General features: G+C 62.4%; 15 protein-coding genes. 4 read left to right on the forward strand and 11 right to left on the reverse strand.

The window, feature by feature from the left end; all coding sequences use genetic code 11:
• Positions 1–14: 14 nt before the first annotated feature.
• Positions 15–296: a YciI family protein gene (locus H2510_RS01845; RefSeq protein WP_186626686.1), complete on the forward strand. Its 282-nt coding sequence runs from the start codon at positions 15–17 to the stop codon at positions 294–296.
• Here H2510_RS01845 and H2510_RS01850 read toward each other — a convergent pair.
• On the reverse strand, positions 293–2983 hold the full coding sequence (locus tag H2510_RS01850) for a DNA translocase FtsK (RefSeq protein ID WP_186626687.1): 2691 nt from the start codon (positions 2981–2983) through the stop codon (positions 293–295). The two genes, H2510_RS01845 and H2510_RS01850, sit on opposite strands and share 4 nt — an antisense overlap.
• Before the next feature lie 58 nt (positions 2984–3041).
• A complete protein-coding gene (locus H2510_RS01855) occupies positions 3042–3665 on the reverse strand; it encodes a TIGR03085 family metal-binding protein (RefSeq protein WP_186626688.1) in 624 nt (207 codons plus the stop codon).
• Positions 3666–3734: 69 nt separating this feature from the next.
• Here H2510_RS01855 and H2510_RS01860 point away from each other — a divergent pair, with 69 nt between their 5' ends.
• Positions 3735–4517: a sulfite exporter TauE/SafE family protein gene (locus H2510_RS01860; protein WP_136169208.1), complete on the forward strand. Its 783-nt coding sequence runs from the start codon at positions 3735–3737 to the stop codon at positions 4515–4517.
• Between the two features lie 92 nt (positions 4518–4609).
• On the opposite strand, the gene H2510_RS01865 is transcribed toward H2510_RS01860, so the two are convergent.
• Genes H2510_RS01865 through thyX form a run of 3 tightly spaced genes read right to left on the reverse strand, consistent with a single transcriptional unit; the run spans position 4610 to position 8122 of the window.
• Positions 4610–6430 (reverse strand): ribonuclease J, encoded by a 1821-nt coding sequence (locus H2510_RS01865; protein ID WP_247596127.1) that lies wholly within the window; start codon positions 6428–6430, stop codon positions 4610–4612.
• Positions 6427–7335 carry a 4-hydroxy-tetrahydrodipicolinate synthase gene (dapA, locus tag H2510_RS01870; RefSeq protein WP_084348960.1) on the reverse strand — a complete coding sequence of 303 codons (909 nt, stop codon included), beginning with the start codon at positions 7333–7335 and terminating at the stop codon, positions 6427–6429. The genes H2510_RS01865 and dapA overlap by 4 nt, the downstream gene beginning before the upstream one ends.
• A gap of 34 nt (positions 7336–7369) precedes the next feature.
• Complete coding sequence (gene thyX, locus H2510_RS01875) at positions 7370–8122, reverse strand: FAD-dependent thymidylate synthase (RefSeq protein ID WP_186626689.1); 753 nt, start codon at positions 8120–8122, stop codon at positions 7370–7372.
• 99 nt (positions 8123–8221) lie between these two features.
• On the opposite strand from thyX, the gene H2510_RS01880 reads away from it, so the two are divergent.
• Complete coding sequence (locus tag H2510_RS01880; RefSeq protein ID WP_186626690.1) at positions 8222–8695, forward strand: hypothetical protein; 474 nt, start codon at positions 8222–8224, stop codon at positions 8693–8695.
• Between the two features lie 2 nt (positions 8696–8697).
• Here the strand turns inward: H2510_RS01880 and zwf are convergent, their stop codons facing one another.
• The 5 genes from zwf to dapB all read right to left on the reverse strand — a co-directional run bounded on the left by zwf (position 8698) and on the right by dapB (position 13212).
• Complete coding sequence (gene zwf / locus H2510_RS01885; protein ID WP_186626691.1) at positions 8698–10152, reverse strand: glucose-6-phosphate dehydrogenase; 1455 nt, start codon at positions 10150–10152, stop codon at positions 8698–8700.
• Between the two features lie 53 nt (positions 10153–10205).
• On the reverse strand, positions 10206–11426 hold the full coding sequence (locus H2510_RS01890) for a winged helix-turn-helix domain-containing protein (RefSeq protein ID WP_186626692.1): 1221 nt from the start codon (positions 11424–11426) through the stop codon (positions 10206–10208).
• A 100-nt stretch (positions 11427–11526) separates the two neighbouring features.
• Complete coding sequence (locus H2510_RS01895; protein WP_186626693.1) at positions 11527–11979, reverse strand: flavodoxin family protein; 453 nt, start codon at positions 11977–11979, stop codon at positions 11527–11529.
• Positions 11976–12443 (reverse strand): tetratricopeptide repeat protein, encoded by a 468-nt coding sequence (locus H2510_RS01900; protein WP_186626694.1) that lies wholly within the window; start codon positions 12441–12443, stop codon positions 11976–11978. Before H2510_RS01900 ends, H2510_RS01895 begins: the two co-directional genes overlap by 4 nt.
• Positions 12444–12453: 10 nt before the next feature.
• Positions 12454–13212 (reverse strand): 4-hydroxy-tetrahydrodipicolinate reductase, encoded by a 759-nt coding sequence (gene dapB / locus H2510_RS01905; protein WP_186626695.1) that lies wholly within the window; start codon positions 13210–13212, stop codon positions 12454–12456.
• 156 nt (positions 13213–13368) lie between these two features.
• Here dapB and H2510_RS01910 point away from each other — a divergent pair, with 156 nt between their 5' ends.
• Positions 13369–14160: an ATP-binding cassette domain-containing protein gene (locus H2510_RS01910; RefSeq protein ID WP_315901171.1), complete on the forward strand. Its 792-nt coding sequence runs from the start codon at positions 13369–13371 to the stop codon at positions 14158–14160.
• Here the strand turns inward: H2510_RS01910 and H2510_RS01915 are convergent.
• Positions 14141–15253, reverse strand: a complete 1113-nt coding sequence (locus tag H2510_RS01915) for a zinc-binding dehydrogenase (protein ID WP_186626697.1) — start codon at positions 15251–15253, stop codon at positions 14141–14143. The genes H2510_RS01910 and H2510_RS01915 overlap by 20 nt on opposite strands.
• Positions 15254–15276 lie beyond the last annotated feature (23 nt).

Here is a 15276-nt window from a genome sequence, read left to right on the forward strand (position 1 = left end):
AAGGACGAAAAATCATGGCACTGTTCGCCGTTGTCTACACCTACTCCCCCAGTACGACCGCCGGGCGAGACACTCATCGCGCCAACCATCGCGCCTGGCTTGCCGACCTGCTGGAGAAGAAGACCCTCATCTCCAGCGGCCCTTACACCGATGGAAGCGGCGCTTTGATCATCGTCGACGGAACCGACGTCGACTCGGTGAAGACGTTGTTCGCGCAAGATCCGTTCGCCACCGAAAACCTGATCGAGACGTCGGTCGTCACCGAGTGGAAACCGGTCATGGGCGCGTTTGCCTAGTCATCGTCGGAGGGCGCCTCGTCCGGGTCGCCACCTCGAATCGACCACAGCAACCCGTCGAGTTCGTCGGGCTTGATCAGAACCTCGCGAGCCTTCGAGCCTTCACTTGGCCCGACGACTCCCCGGTTCTCCATCAGGTCGATCAATCGCCCGGCCTTGGCGAATCCGACGCGCAGCTTGCGCTGCAACATCGAAGTCGAACCGAACTGGCTGGTGACCACCAGCTCGACGGCCTGGAGCAGGACGTCGAGATCATCGCCGATGTCGGGGTCGACGTCATTTTTCTGAGACGCCTTGGCCGCGGTGACTGTCTCGTTGTACTCCGGCTCTGCCTGGTTCTTGGCGAAGTCGACTACTGCCGAGATCTCTTCATCGGTGATGAAGGCACCCTGTAGACGAGTCGGTTTACCCGCACCCATCGGCAGGAAGAGCGCATCACCCATACCGATGAGCTTCTCCGCGCCGGGCTGATCGAGGATGACGCGAGAGTCGGTGAGCGAGGACGTCGCGAACGCAAGACGTGAGGGCACGTTGGTCTTGATCAGACCGGTAACGACGTCGACAGAGGGTCTCTGCGTGGCAAGGACGAGGTGGATTCCTGCCGCGCGGGCCTTCTGGGTAATCCGGACGATGGCATCTTCGACGTCACGCGGAGCGGTCATCATCAGGTCCGCGAGCTCATCCACGATCGCGAGAATGTACGGATACGGCCGGTAGACACGTTCGCTTCCGAGCTGCGCGGTGATCTCGCCGGATCGCACCTTCTTGTTGAAGTCGTCGATGTGCCGGACCTTGTTGATCTGCATATCCTGGTACCGCTGTTCCATCTCCTCGACCAGCCATGCCAATGCTGCCGCTGCCTTCTTCGGCTGCGTTATGATCGGGGTTATCAGGTGCGGAATGCCTTCGTACGGCGTCAGCTCGACCATTTTAGGGTCGATGAGGATCATGCGAACCTCGTCCGGCGTCGCGCGTGCGAGTAGCGAGACGAGCATCGAGTTCACGAAGCTGGACTTACCGGATCCGGTCGAACCGGCAACGAGAAGGTGCGGCATCTTCGCCAGGTTGGCGCTCTGGAAGTTGCCCTCGATGTCCTTGCCGAGTCCGATCACCAGCGGATGATGATCCTTACGGGTCGATGTCGCGGTGAGTACATCGGCGAGTCGGACCATCTCGCGGTCCGAGTTGGGCACCTCGATGCCTACCGCAGATTTCCCTGGAATCGGCGCAAGCAGGCGCACGTTGTCGGTTGCGACCGCATATGCGATGTTGCGCGCGAGCGCGGTGATCTTCTCGACCTTGACGCCGGGCCCGAGTTCTACCTCGTACCGGGTGACGGTGGGTCCACGGGTGAACCCCGTTACTGCAGCATCGATTTTGAATTGGTCGAGGACCTCGGAGATGGCCTCGATCATCGTGTCGTTGGCCTGGCTACGTGTCTTGGGTGGATCGCCGTCGATCAACAGTGACAGCGGAGGCAGCGTGTAGTCCCCGTCGACGACGCGGTCGACGACGAGTTTGTCTTCCTCGGCTTCGGGCTTGGGCTCCGCGGCCTTGACGATCGGCTTCGGCTTTGGGCGGGCGGGAGGTGCGGTTGGCGCCTGTGTTGCAGGTTCCATGACCTCGGTGGTCTCGTCGACCGGGAGCGCCGCTTTTCGTGCCCGAGGCTTCTTGACCGGAACATATTCTTCGGTCGGGTAGTTGCCGTACGGATCGACGTCCGGTCCGTCGGTGGGGTATCCGTCGGCGTCGAATCCGGAGCTGTCGTGGTCGCCGTAGTCGTCAGTGAAGTCGGCCCCGAAGTCCGCTGGGTCGTAGTCTCCATATTCATCGCCTCGACTGTCCGTGCCGAACAGCGAACGCAGACGATCCGGGATGTCGCGCACCGTGGTTCCGGTCAGCAAAAGCACACCGAACAGACCTGCCAGCAGGAGGAGCGGGACAGCGAGCCAGACGGTCAGACCGTCGGTGATCGGACCTCCCGCGACGTACCCGACGAAACCGCCACCCTCGGAGCGGCCGGCCGAGTCGGCCGGTGAACCTGCAGCCAGATGCCACAGTCCGAGGATCGGGAGCACAACCAGGATCGACCCGAGAACCAACCGGGGGCGGATGTCTGGATTCGGCTCCGAGCGCATCAGGATGACCGCGATCGCGACTCCGAGTGCCGGCACGATGTAACCGGCTTCCCCGATGACGGCGCGGACCGCGATTGCGATCCCATCCCCCACTGGCCCGCCTGCACTGAACCACACGGCTGCCGCAACGACGACGCACAGAGCGATCAAACCCAGAGCGATGCCGTCGCGTCGGTGGCCGTGGTCGATGTCCTTGGCCTTGCTGACGGTTCGAGTCGTGGCGCCGACCCCTTTGGCTGCCATCGACCACGTCGAGGAAATCCCGCGTCCGACGGCAGAGACCACACCACCGGCGTTCTTGGCCGGTCGACGAGCACCCCCGCGAGAACCTGCGCCTCCACGCGCCGGCGCTGCCTTGCGTGCTGATGGTGCCTTGCGTGCTGATGGTGCCTTGCGTGCCGAAGGTGACGTGCGTGGGGCTGTGGGTTTACGTGGTGTGCTCACGGTGCGCCCCCCGGAAGACTTGCGTGATCCCCCCGAAGCCCGCGACGTCGACGAGGCACCGGTGCCGCCGGTACCCGAACTTCGAGTGCTGGTCTTTCCTGCCATACCCCTAGGTTAGTCGCAACCGCACCTTCGAAACCATCCGCAACACGAGCAACAGGGCTCAGAGGCTCCGATCGAGCGCGTCGAGCGCCTCGACATCGCGAGGATCCCCTTCCTTCTCGAGCCGCACAGCGCTCCGACCGAATGCATGCAGCAACAGTTCCGACGGTGGTCCGATCAGGGTCACCTGACCACGTGAGCTCTTCTTGACGGTCACGGACCGTCCATCGGTCGTACGCAGCTCCACCCCGACCGGAGCTCGGCGATAGGACTTGCGCCCGATCAACCCCACGGTCGAGAACAACTTGTCTTCCATCGCTTGCGGCAAAGTTCGCGGTGACCACTCGGGCTGCGCGCGACGCAGGTCTTCATGGTGAACGAACATTTCGCCGACGTTGATCAACGGATCGAGGATCTTGAACGGTGACCAGATGGGCGGTCCCGTCCGAATGTCCTCGACCAGTTCGTCGAAAGGCCTGGCAGCTACCTGGCTCTGGACCTTCTCGGTATACCCGGCGAGGAACGGAATCAAAATTCCAGGTGCGGCATCCAACCGACGCTCCCGAACGACGAGGTGCGCGGCCAGATCACGGCCCGTCCACCCACCACACAGCGTCGGTGTGTCCTCCCCCAACTCTTCCAATGTATGTACTAGGGCTGCGCGTTCATCCTGTGCAAGGCTCACATCGAACCACCGTACGTGCGTACGTCCCCCGTGCACAGTCTTCGGTGCGGCGTCCGTAACCTCGGTTCGGTGCCTGTATCGGAAATTCTCGTCATTCTCGTAGCGGGCTTCGGTGCTGGAGCCATCAATGCCGTCGTCGGTTCCGGAACTCTGATCACCTTTCCGACTCTCGTCGCCTTCGGGTATCCCCCGCAGATCGCGACGATGTCGAATGCGATCGGATTGGTCGCCGGTAGCGCCTCCGGCACGTGGGGATATCGCCGAGAACTTGCCGGGCAGTGGCACCGGTTGCGCTGGCAGATACCCGCATCGTTCTTCGGTGCGCTAGTCGGCGCGTGGCTACTGCTGCACCTGCCCCCGTCCGTCTTCATTGCGGTGGTTCCAGTGCTTCTCATCGCCGCCTTGGTTCTCGTGGTCCTCCAGCCCCGCATTCAGGCGTGGGCGAGACGCCGCTCGGAGGCGGCCGGTGAAGCCGCTGACCATGTCAGCCGGGCGAAGCTGATACTGCTGACCATCGGCACATTCGTGGTCGGAATCTATGGCGGCTATTTCACTGCAGCGCAGGGGATCCTCCTGATCGGCGTCATGGGGGTGCTGCTCCCCGAGTCGATACAGCGAATGAACGCGGCCAAGAATTTGCTCTCGCTCATCGTCAACGTCGTCGCGGCGCTCGCTTACACGATCTTCGCGTTCGACCAGATCAGCTGGGCTGCAGCAGGTTTGATAGCCGTCGGATCGGTCCTGGGAGGGTCGGTGGGTGCGCGATACGGAAGACGTCTCTCACCATGGGCACTGCGGAGCGCAATCGTCGTCCTGGGCCTCATCGGCCTGTGGCGGCTGATCTTCGCCTAGGCCTAGGCCTCGACTCGGAAGTGAAAGCAGACGACTCCGCCCCGCAGCTCTGGTGCTTCTGCGGGGCGGAGTCGGTCCGAGACGAAGAACTGTCAGTTCACTGCCATGACCGTCGGAACGATCATCGGCTTACGGCGGTACTTGTCTGCAACCCACCGGCCGACTACGCGTCGCACGGCCTGCGCAATGCGATGGGTATCGGTGACTCCGTCGGTCGCAAGGCGCTGCAGCTCGGCCTCCACGAGTTGAACGGTGGCTTTGAGAGCAGTCGGATCGTCGGAGAACCCGCGACCGGACACTTCGGGGGTCGTGACCGCCCGCCCTGTTGTCGAATCGATGGCAACGGTGATGGCGATGAAGCCGCCTTCGCCGAGAACGAGTCGATCCGACAGTGTCGAATCACCCACGTCGCCCACGGACAAGCCGTCGACGTACACGTGACCGACCGGGACCTGACCGACGATGCGAGCCAACCCGTCGACCATGTCGACGACGACGCCGTCTTCGGCGAGCACGACACGGTCCTCGGCAACGCCGGTGGCCTTGGCGAGTGCTGCATTCGCGCGGAGGTGACGCCACTCTCCGTGCACAGGCATGACGTTCGTGGGACGGACCGCGTTGTACAGGTAGAGCAGTTCACCCGCAGAAGCGTGACCCGACACATGGACCTTCGCGTTCTGCTGGGTCACGACCGTAGCTCCGCGCTTGGCCAGACCGTTGACGACGGCGAAAACGGAGTTCTCGTTGCCGGGGATCAGCGACGATGCCAGCACGACGAGGTCGTTGGCCTTGACGTTGATCTGCCGGTGTTCGCCGCGAGCCATCCGTGACAATGCCGAGAGCGGTTCACCCTGAGAGCCCGTCGAAATCAACACGAGCCGGTCGTCGGGAAGCGTCGCGGCGGTGTCGACGTTGACCTCGAGGCCTTCGGGCACACGGAGGTAACCGAGATCCTGGGCGATCTGCATATTGCGGACCATCGAACGACCGACGAAGGCGATTCGACGGTTGTACCGCTCTGCGACGTCGATGACCTGCTGGATTCGATGCACGTGACTTGCGAAAGATGCCACGATGACACGCTGCTTGGCCTTGCCGATGACGGTGTCGAGCACGCCACCGATCTCGCGCTCGGGTGTGACGAATCCGGGAACCTCAGCGTTGGTGGAATCCACCAGGAAGAGGTCCACGCCCTCGTCACCGAGACGTGAGAAGCCTGCGAGGTCGGTCAACCGGCCATCGAGCGGCAACTGGTCGAGCTTGATGTCGCCCGTGTGCAGAACGACGCCCGCATCGGTACGTATCGCAATGGCCAACGCGTCGGGAATCGAGTGGTTGACGGCGAAGTACTCGCACTCGAACGGTCCGTGGCTCGTCTTCTGGCCTTCGACGACCTCGACGAGGTTCGGCCGCAGACGATGCTCGCGGCATTTTGCTGCGACGAGGGCAAGAGTGAACTTCGAGCCGATGACAGGAACGTCCGGGCGCAGTCGCAGGAGGAAAGGCACGGCACCGATGTGGTCCTCGTGGCCGTGGGTGAGAACGACGGCCTCGACGTCGGCCATCCGGTTCTCGATGTGTCGGAAGTCGGGAAGGATCAGGTCGACGCCAGGCTGCTGGTCTTCGGGGAAGAGCACGCCGCAGTCGACGATCAGGAGCTTGCCCTGATGCTCGAAGACGGTCATGTTCCGGCCGATTTCACCGATGCCGCCCAGGGCAACGATGCGTAGCCCCTTGGACGGCGCCTTCGGAGGTAATCCGAGGCGTGCTGTCGGGTCGATCGCTTTACGGTTGTCCGGGCGTTGCGTCTTCGCCGAGTTCTGCGCCACGGGACGTGACGACTGAGCCGGTCGCTCAGCCGGAGGTCCGGCATTTCGGGTTGCGCGGCCGCGTGATCTGGGTGGTCTACTCATACAAGCACTCCTGCTGCTCGCAGGTCAGCTGCGAGCAATTCGATTTGGTCGATGCTCGGTGGCACCTGGGGAAGTCTGGGTTCGCCAACATCGATTCCGATGAGGCGTAGACCCGCCTTCGCTGCACTGACCCCGCCGAGGCGGGAGACCGAGCGAATGACGGGGATGAGGCTGGCATTGATGGCCTGCGCGCGCGCAATGTCACCAACCATGAACGCGGTGTGCAGTTCGCGGACGCGGGCCGGGACGAGATGGCTGATGACGCTGACGAAACCGGTAGCTCCGACGGACAGCCACGGGAGATTGAGTGGATCGTCTCCCGAAAAGAACTGCAGACCAGTGGACGCTATCAGTTCGGCGCCGGCATTGAGATCGCCCTTCGCATCCTTGACGGCAAGAATTCTGGGATGCTCCGCCAACCGGCGCAGTGTTTCGGTCTCGATCGGGACGACCGAGCGCGGCGGGATGTCGTACAACATGACAGGCAGATCGGTTGCGTCGGCAACAGCGGTGAAGTGCGCATACAGACCTGCCTGCGGTGGACGGGAGTAGTACGGCGTCACGACCAGAAGGCCGTGTGCGCCTGCCCGCGCGGCATCACGAGCGAGTTCGACGCTGTGTGCTGTGTCGTTGCTGCCCGCACCGGCAATGATCCGCGCGCGGTGTCCGACAGCTGCGATGACCGCCCGCATCAACTCGAGCTTCTCGTTCTCCGTGGTGGTCGGTGACTCTCCGGTTGTTCCAGCCAGAACCAGGCCGTCGTTTCCCTGTTCCACCAGGTGATGAGCGAGACGCACTCCCGAATCTATGTCCAACTTCCCGTCGGCAGTGAATGGCGTCACCATAGCGGTGAGCACCGTGCCGAACGGTGGCTGGATGGGAGGAGCGGCGTCACCGTATGTCATGGTCAGCAAGGTTACCCGGTGCTACTGGCGGTCCTCACAGCTCGGTCACGAATGGGCTGTGCGCCACCTCTGAACCATCGGCCAACGTCGATATTTCGAAATCGCCGAATACATCCTGTGCCACTTCCGCCAACTGACGCAGACATTCCACGGCAAGTCGCCGGATTTCGATGTCCGCGTGTTCGGAGGCTCGCATCGAGACGAAGTGACGCCACGCCCGGTAGTTTCCGGTGACGAGCAGGCGTGTCTCGGTCGCGTTCGGCAACACCGACCGGGCGGCCTGACGAGCTTGCTTACCCCGCAACGCCGAATTGGTGACGCCTTCGAGCTTGTGATCGAGAGCATCCAAAAGTTCGACGTAGGCGGCCCGACTGGCGTCGGTAGCTCGTTCGAAGAGTGCTTCCAGGTGCGGGTCACCCTCGATCGCGGGAGGAACGATGACTTTGGCGTCGTTCTCGGGGACGAATCGCTGTGACAGCTGCGAGTACGAGAAATGCCGGTGTCGGATCAGCTCGTGGGTACACGACCGGGAAATGCCAGTGATGTAGAAGCTGACGCTCGCATGTTCGAGAACCGACAGGTGGCCGACATCGAGAAGGTGGCGCAGATACGACGCATTGGTCGCAGTGCGCGGATTGGGCTTGGACCAACTTTGATAGCAGGCGCGACCAGCGAACTCGACCAGGGCCTGTCCGCCATCGGCATCGGTTTCCCACGGGATGTCGGGCGGCCCCGAGAATTCGGTCTTGGCAACCAATTGCACATTCAGTGACACCGTATTCGGCACCGCAGTTCCTCCACTCGAGCTGGCCCGTCCGTCGGTTCAGCCTATCCATGAACACCGTGACACCTTGCATGACGTCACTTATGGCGTCACACTGACGTCATGGAACTGAACAAGCACACCGCCTCGCTGCGCGCCGATCTACTCGCGGCCGCTGCCCTGGGTGACGAACACACGAGACAGACTGCGGAAGCACTCGGCGCAGCTGCCGAAGCGTCGGCCAAACTCATGCTGATGGGCGCGCTGTCGGAATTCGCCGACGAACTGAACGAGCAACTCGGCGACCGTTCGGTCCACGTCCGCCTGGACGGTGCCGATGTCTTCGGCGAAGTCCGAATGTCCCCCACCGCCTCAGGTCCAACAGCCTCGGGCAGCGGCAGCCCTTCCGAGGACTATCCGACCATGGACGAGGTCACCGGCGAAATGCGCCGGGTGACCCTTCGTATGGTCGAACACATGAAGGATCGCGCCGAGGAAGCAGCCTCCACCAATGGGGTGTCGCTCAATTCATGGCTGTCACAAGCAGTCCAAGGGGCACTGCGCGATCAGATACGCAAGGACCGCAGCGGCTTCTGACGTCACTTCTTCTCGCGCCACGCACGTTCGAACGGCAACCGCCACGCGTGCGGGGCGACGAGTTGATGAATGGCATTGGGTCCCCACGAGCCAGGTGAATACAGCCGAACCGGCGGCGGATCGGCAAGGAGCGGCGCCGATACCTCCCACAGTCGCTCGATGCCCTCTGCCGTCGTGAACAGGGTGTGGTCTCCATGCATGGCGTCGAGAATCAAGCGCTCGTACGCTTCGAGAACGTCGCCGACCCGTTCGGTGTCCTGGATGGAAAACTGCATGGACAATTTGTCGAGCCGCATCCCTGGCCCCGGCCGTTTGCCGTAGAACGACAGCGATACCTTCGACGCGTCCGCTAGGTCGAACGTCAGGTGGTCCGGCCCCTGTGCGCCGACGCCCGATCCCGCCGGGAACATCGATTTGGGTGGCTCACGGAAGGCAATCGAAATGATCCGTTGTCCCTCGGCCAACCGCTTACCGGTCCGTAGGTAGAACGGAACCCCTGCCCACCGCCAGTTGTCTATTTCGCACTGGAGTGCGACAAAGGTGTCGGTGTCGGAATCGTCAGCCACCCCGGACTCCGACCGGTAGCCGGAATACTGTCCGCGCACAACCTTTTTCGGATCCAGAGGAATCATCGAGCGGAAGACCTTGTTCTTCTCCTCGCCGATCGCGCCGGGTTCGAGGGCAGTCGGTGGCTCCATCGCCATGAACGCGAGAACTTGAAACAGGTGCGTCACCACCATGTCTTTGAAAGCTCCCGTGGATTCGTAGAAGTTCGCCCGACCGTCCAGTCCCAACTTTTCGGGAATGTCGATCTGAATGTGGTCGATGAAGTTCCGGTTCCAGATCGGCTCGAACAGGCCGTTGGCGAATCGGAAAGCCAGGATGTTCTGCGCAGGCTCTTTTCCGAGGAAGTGATCTATGCGGAAGATCTGATCTTCCTCGAACGTCTCGTGCAGTGTGGCGTTCAGGGTGATTGCACTGTCGAGATCGGTACCGAACGGCTTCTCCATGATGATGCGCGATCGTTCGACCAGATCGGCGGCGCCGAGCATCTCGACCACGGCGAGAGCAGCTTTCGGAGGAACACTGAGGTAGTGCAGGCGCCGGGTTCCCGGACCCAACTCCATCTCGGCGTGCGCAACAGCGTCACTGAGCGCCGCAGGCCCGGCTTTCTGCGATACATACGTCAGCTTGCGTGCGAACTCGCTCCAATGCTCGTCGGAGACCGTCCGGGTGGAGAATTCAACAACCGATTCCAGGGCCATCTGGCGAAACTCGTCGCTTGTCATCTCTTCCAGCGAAGTTCCGACGACACGTATTCGTGGAGCGAGGTCCGACAACGCCAGGTGCATCATCCCCGAAAGAAGTTTGCGGCGCGCCAGGTCTCCTGTTGCTCCGAAGAGCACCACGACCTGTGGGGGCAGTTCACTGTCGGATACGGACACTCGTGAAGTCACACTTGCGATGTTCGCACCATCGAGTACATCCCGCTGCCCGAACAGACGATTGGTTACACAGCGCTTGCGAGGGCAGTCACGAGGTCGCCGCGTTCACCGATCACGATGGCGTCGAGGCCCAGCCAGTCCGCCATTTCACGCAGGGCCTGCGCCAGCGCAACAGCGATGGGACCGACGGCGCGTTCACCTTCGACGAACGCGCCGAGCACCTGCAGTTCCGAGCGCGCCCGGTCACCCTTGAGATCGAGCCGCGCGACCAACTCGTCTCCCATCAGAAACGGGAAAACGTAATAACCGTGTACCCGCTTGTGTTGTGGGGTGTAGATCTCGATGCGATAGCGAAAACCGAAGATGCGCTCGACGCGCGGACGATAGAAGATCATCGGGTCGAACGGACACAGCAGCGCACTCCCCCGGACGGACCGGGGAATACGAGCATCGACATGCAGGTACGCGGGCACGTCCCAACCGCGTACTTCGACGGGTTCGAGGACCCCGTCCTCCACCAGTTCGGCGACAGCGGCTTTCGATTGTTTCTGCGAAAGTCTGTAGTAGTCACGAAGATCGGGTTCGCTTGCGACACCGAGCGCCACCGCAGACTTGTTGACCAATTCCCTCACTGCATCGGCCTCGTTCACCGTGCGAGAGAGGATATCGGGCGGAATCACCCGCTCCGTCAGGTCGTAATGCCGAACGAAACCGGAGCGAGTGGCAACCGAAACCATGCCCGCCGCGAACATTTGCTCGCACATGACCTTGACGTCACTGCGGTCCCACCACGGGCCCTTGCGTCCAGGACGTTCGACCTCCAGCGCACGCTCGATGTCACCGGCACTCGACGGCCCGAAATCTCCGATGACAGCAAGAACATCGTCGGCGAGCGACGGGTTCCGCTCCAAAACTTTGGCAGCTCCTCCCCAACGCCCTTGCTCGTACAACTTTGTGCGCCAACCCATCAGCGGCCAATCCTCGACCGGTATCAGCGCGGCTTCGTGCCCCCAATACTCGACAAGCTTCCGAGGGCGTCGCGCAGTATCGGTCCACGCAGCCTGATCGATCACAGTTCGGTCGTATTTGCCGATTCGACTGAACACCGGCGCATAGTGGGCGCGCACGAGCACCGACACCGAGTCGATCTGGAGCAACTGCGTCTGTGCAATCACCTTGTGCACTGCGCGTGTGGACGCCAGCCCCTCTTTCACAACACGCACAGACGCCAGCCCCTGCGCAGCCAGGGCGGTGCGGCGTGCCATCGATGCACTCATCTCACGCATGACGTCACTCTGTCATGAGGGTCCGACCTACTCGTGCTCGTTGCGTCGATGGGGACGATGCGGCAGCACCCACGCCCCACCGTTCCGAAGACACGGCGGTTCAGCTCATGAGAGTTGCTGCCAGCGTGCCGCCGAGTTCGTAGCAAGAATCCTTGGCGGCCTTGTCCGCAGTCGTCAGTTCCAGTGCAGCGGAAACGTTTTCCAGCGCCCACCCGGTGGCGATCTTCGCTATCGCCGATACAGCGCCGACGGTGTCGTTGTTGCCGTGAACCCACATGCCGTACGGGCGGGAGGCGACCGCGTCGAGACACGGATAGTAGGTGGTGTCGAAGAAATGCTTGAGAGCACCGCTCATGTAGCCGAAATTCGCCGGTGTTCCGAAAAGATAACCGTCAGCGCCCAGGACATCGGAGATCGTCGCACCCAGCGCGGGAACGCTCCGAACGGTCACACCCTCGATATCGGGATCTCTCGCACCCGCCAGCACCGCTTCGAGAAGCTCACGCGTCATCGGCGACGGTGTGTGGTGGACGACGAGCAGAGTGGCGGTCATCGTTCCGCGGATTCCTGCCGTTCGAGTTCTACTGCCCGCTTCATCGTCTCGCGTGCTCTACCTCGATCGCCTGCGTAGTCGTAGGCTCGTGCCAATCGGTAGGAGTTGCGCCAGTTGTCCGGATCCTTCTCCCACTCACCTTTGATCTGTTGGAAGAGTTCGTCGGCGGCGTCGCGGGCGATCCGACCCGACGGCATGGTCGGTAGATCCGACACGTCCAGTTCGAGGTTCTCCTCGCGCATCCGGCTGGCGAGATGCTGATGATCGAACCCTGCTTTGAGGGTGGCGCCGACAATCCATACTCCGAGGATGGGCAACAGAATGACGCCTATTCCGAGACCGATGTTGACCGGGCCACCGGTCTGAATCAGCGACAGACCGCGACTTCCGAGAAGGTAGAAATAGAAGCCCAGAACCAGCACCATGACGCCGATGATGAGCACAACTTTGGTGGCCTTGTTCATCGCAACCTCGCTACAGATCCAAGAAGGGGTCGAGCCCGACCGTCAACCCGGGCCGTCCGGAAATTTCACGCACACCGAGTAGGACCCCGGGGGCGAAGGACGAGCGGTCCATCGAGTCGTGTCGGATGGTGAGCGTCTCCCCCTGCGTTCCCAACAGAACTTCCTGATGGGCAATCAGTCCAGCGAGACGGATGGAGTGCACGCGAACGCCGTCGACTTCAGCGCCTCGGGCACCGTCCAACTCCGTGGTCGTAGCATCCGGACTCGGACCTACGCCGGCCTTCTTCCTCGCGTCGGCGATCAGCTGGGCCGTGCGGTATGCCGTCCCGGACGGCGCGTCGGCCTTGTTCGGGTGGTGTAGTTCGATCACCTCGACCGATTCGAAGAATCGTGCTGCTTGCTCGGCGAAGCGCATCGTCAATACGGCACCGATAGCGAAGTTCGGCGCGATCAGGACACCGGTCCGGGGCGAGTTCGCCAGCCATGACCGGACGGTGTCGAGGCGTCCCTCGTCGAATCCGGTAGTTCCCACAACGGCATGAATACCGTTCTCCACGAGGAACTTCAGGTTGTCCATCACCACGTCCGGATGCGTGAAGTCCACGACGACCTCGGTGGCTGCGTCGACAAAGGTGGAAATCGGGTCGCCCTGATCGACCGTGGCAACCAATTCGAGCCCGTCTGCTGCCGTGACGGCGTCACAGATGGCTTGCCCCACCTTGCCGCGGGCCCCGAGGACGCCGACTCGAATAGGCGCTTGTGCACTCACGACTGTTTCCGCTCTCTTTCGCTGACACTGCTTTCGCTGACACTGACGGCTTGGGCAAGCCTACTGACTTGCGCGGTGCCCGTACTACGCCGGTTGGAAATCGGTAGTCGTCGGGCAGGCTGCAAACCGGACTCGATGTCAAGATACTGTCGACCGGTGAATACGGAAAGCGTCGTGCGCGCCCACAACGTCGACCTGGTCAGAGGCGGACGACATCTACTGCGCGGCGCATCGGTGCAGGTCGAACAGGGGCAGCACTGGGTGCTGCTCGGCGCCAACGGAGCAGGTAAGAGCACGTTGCTGAGCATGCTCGGCGCGTCAGTGCACCCCACTCGGGGCACCGTCCATGTCCTAGGTCACCAACTCGGCCGTGTCGACATGCGCGAGCTGCGCACCCACATCGGTCACGTCGATCCTCGACTGCGTATCGATGCCCCATTGACGCTGCTGGAGACCGTGCTCACCGGGCTCACCAACACCCCCGATCTGATTCCGCGCTGGTCGGCCACTTCTGAGCAGAAAGACCGGGCCCGATCGCTCATCGCCTCCCTCGGTATCGAGGATCGCAGCGACTCACCTTGGCGCACACTTTCGCAGGGTGAACGTGGCCGCGCGCTGATCGCGCGAGCACTCCTGTCCAACCCTGCGCTTCTGCTTCTGGACGAACCCGCGACCGGACTCGACCTCGCTGCTCGCGAACAACTTCTCTCTGCGCTCGACAATCTGCGCGCACAGCACGAATCATTGTCGAGCATCCTCGTGACGCATCATCTGGAGGAAATTCCCAAGTCCACGACGCATGCCGTGCTCATTCGCGACGGCCACATCATGGTCGACGGCCTCGTCGAGGACGTACTGACGACCGAGAACATCAGCGCGTGCTTCGACCATCCCATCGAGATCGGACGCAGCAACGGCCGCTGGGTCGCTACTGCTCGTCGAAGGTGATGACCTGACGGATCGCTCTGCCGTCGGCGAGTTCGTCCATGCCGTAGTTGATGTCCTCGAGCCGGATTCGCGAGGAGATCAGCTTCTCGACAGGTAGCCTGCCCTCGCGCCAGAGCTGCGCATACTTCGGAATGTCACGCTCGGGCACTGCAGAACCGAGATAGCTGCCGATGATCGTGCGCGCTTCGGCGACGAGTCCGAGAGGCGATATCGAAGACCTGGCGTCGGGAGCGGGAAGGCCGACGGTGACGGTCCTGCCGCCGGGTGCCGTCGCGGCGACGGCTGCTTCGAAGGCGCGCGCGTTTCCTGCAGCCTCGATCACGATGTCCGCTTTGATACCCAGCTCATGAAGCTCGGCAGGTGAATACGTCCGAGTCGCACCGAGTTCGCGAGCGGTTGCCAGCTTCTCAGCCACTGCATCGACGCCGATGACCTCACCGACACCCACGGATACAGCCGTCAGTACAGCGGCCATTCCGACGCCACCGAGACCGACCACCATGATGGACTGGCCGGGCCTGGGCGCACCGGCGTTGAGGACTGCGCCACCGCCGGTCAATACTGCACAGCCGAGCACCGCCGCGATATCGGCCGGAATATCGTCGTCGACGGCTACGACCGATTTGCGGCTCACTACCGCGTGTGTTGCAAATCCGGAGACCCCGAGATGATGTTTGATTTCCTGGCCCGCGCGCGCCAATCTTCCACCGCCACCGAGTAGTTCACCGGCATTGTTCGCCGCACTGCCTGGCACGCAAGGCATCTGCCCGTCGGTCCGGCAGCCGGCGCATTCTCCGCATCGAGGCAGAAAGGTCATCACCACGCGGGTGCCTAGTGCGATGTCCTCGACCCCGGACCCGAGCGCCTCGACGCGTCCGGCTGCCTCGTGCCCGAGCAACATCGGAACCGGCCGTACGCGATTGCCGTCGACCACGGACAGATCGGAATGACACAGGCCGGCGGCCTCGATTCGGACGAGCAATTCCCCCTCACCGGGCGGGTCGAGATCGAGTTCCGAAATCGTGATCGGCCGAGATTGGGCGAACGGCCGAGACCGTCCGATTTCCTCGAGCACTGCGCCGCGAATCTTCATTTCCCCACTCTAGGACGCGCCGC

The sequence above is a fragment of the Rhodococcus sp. BP22 genome (assembly GCF_014281965.1).
In the GTDB taxonomy this organism is placed as follows: domain Bacteria; phylum Actinomycetota; class Actinomycetes; order Mycobacteriales; family Mycobacteriaceae; genus Rhodococcoides.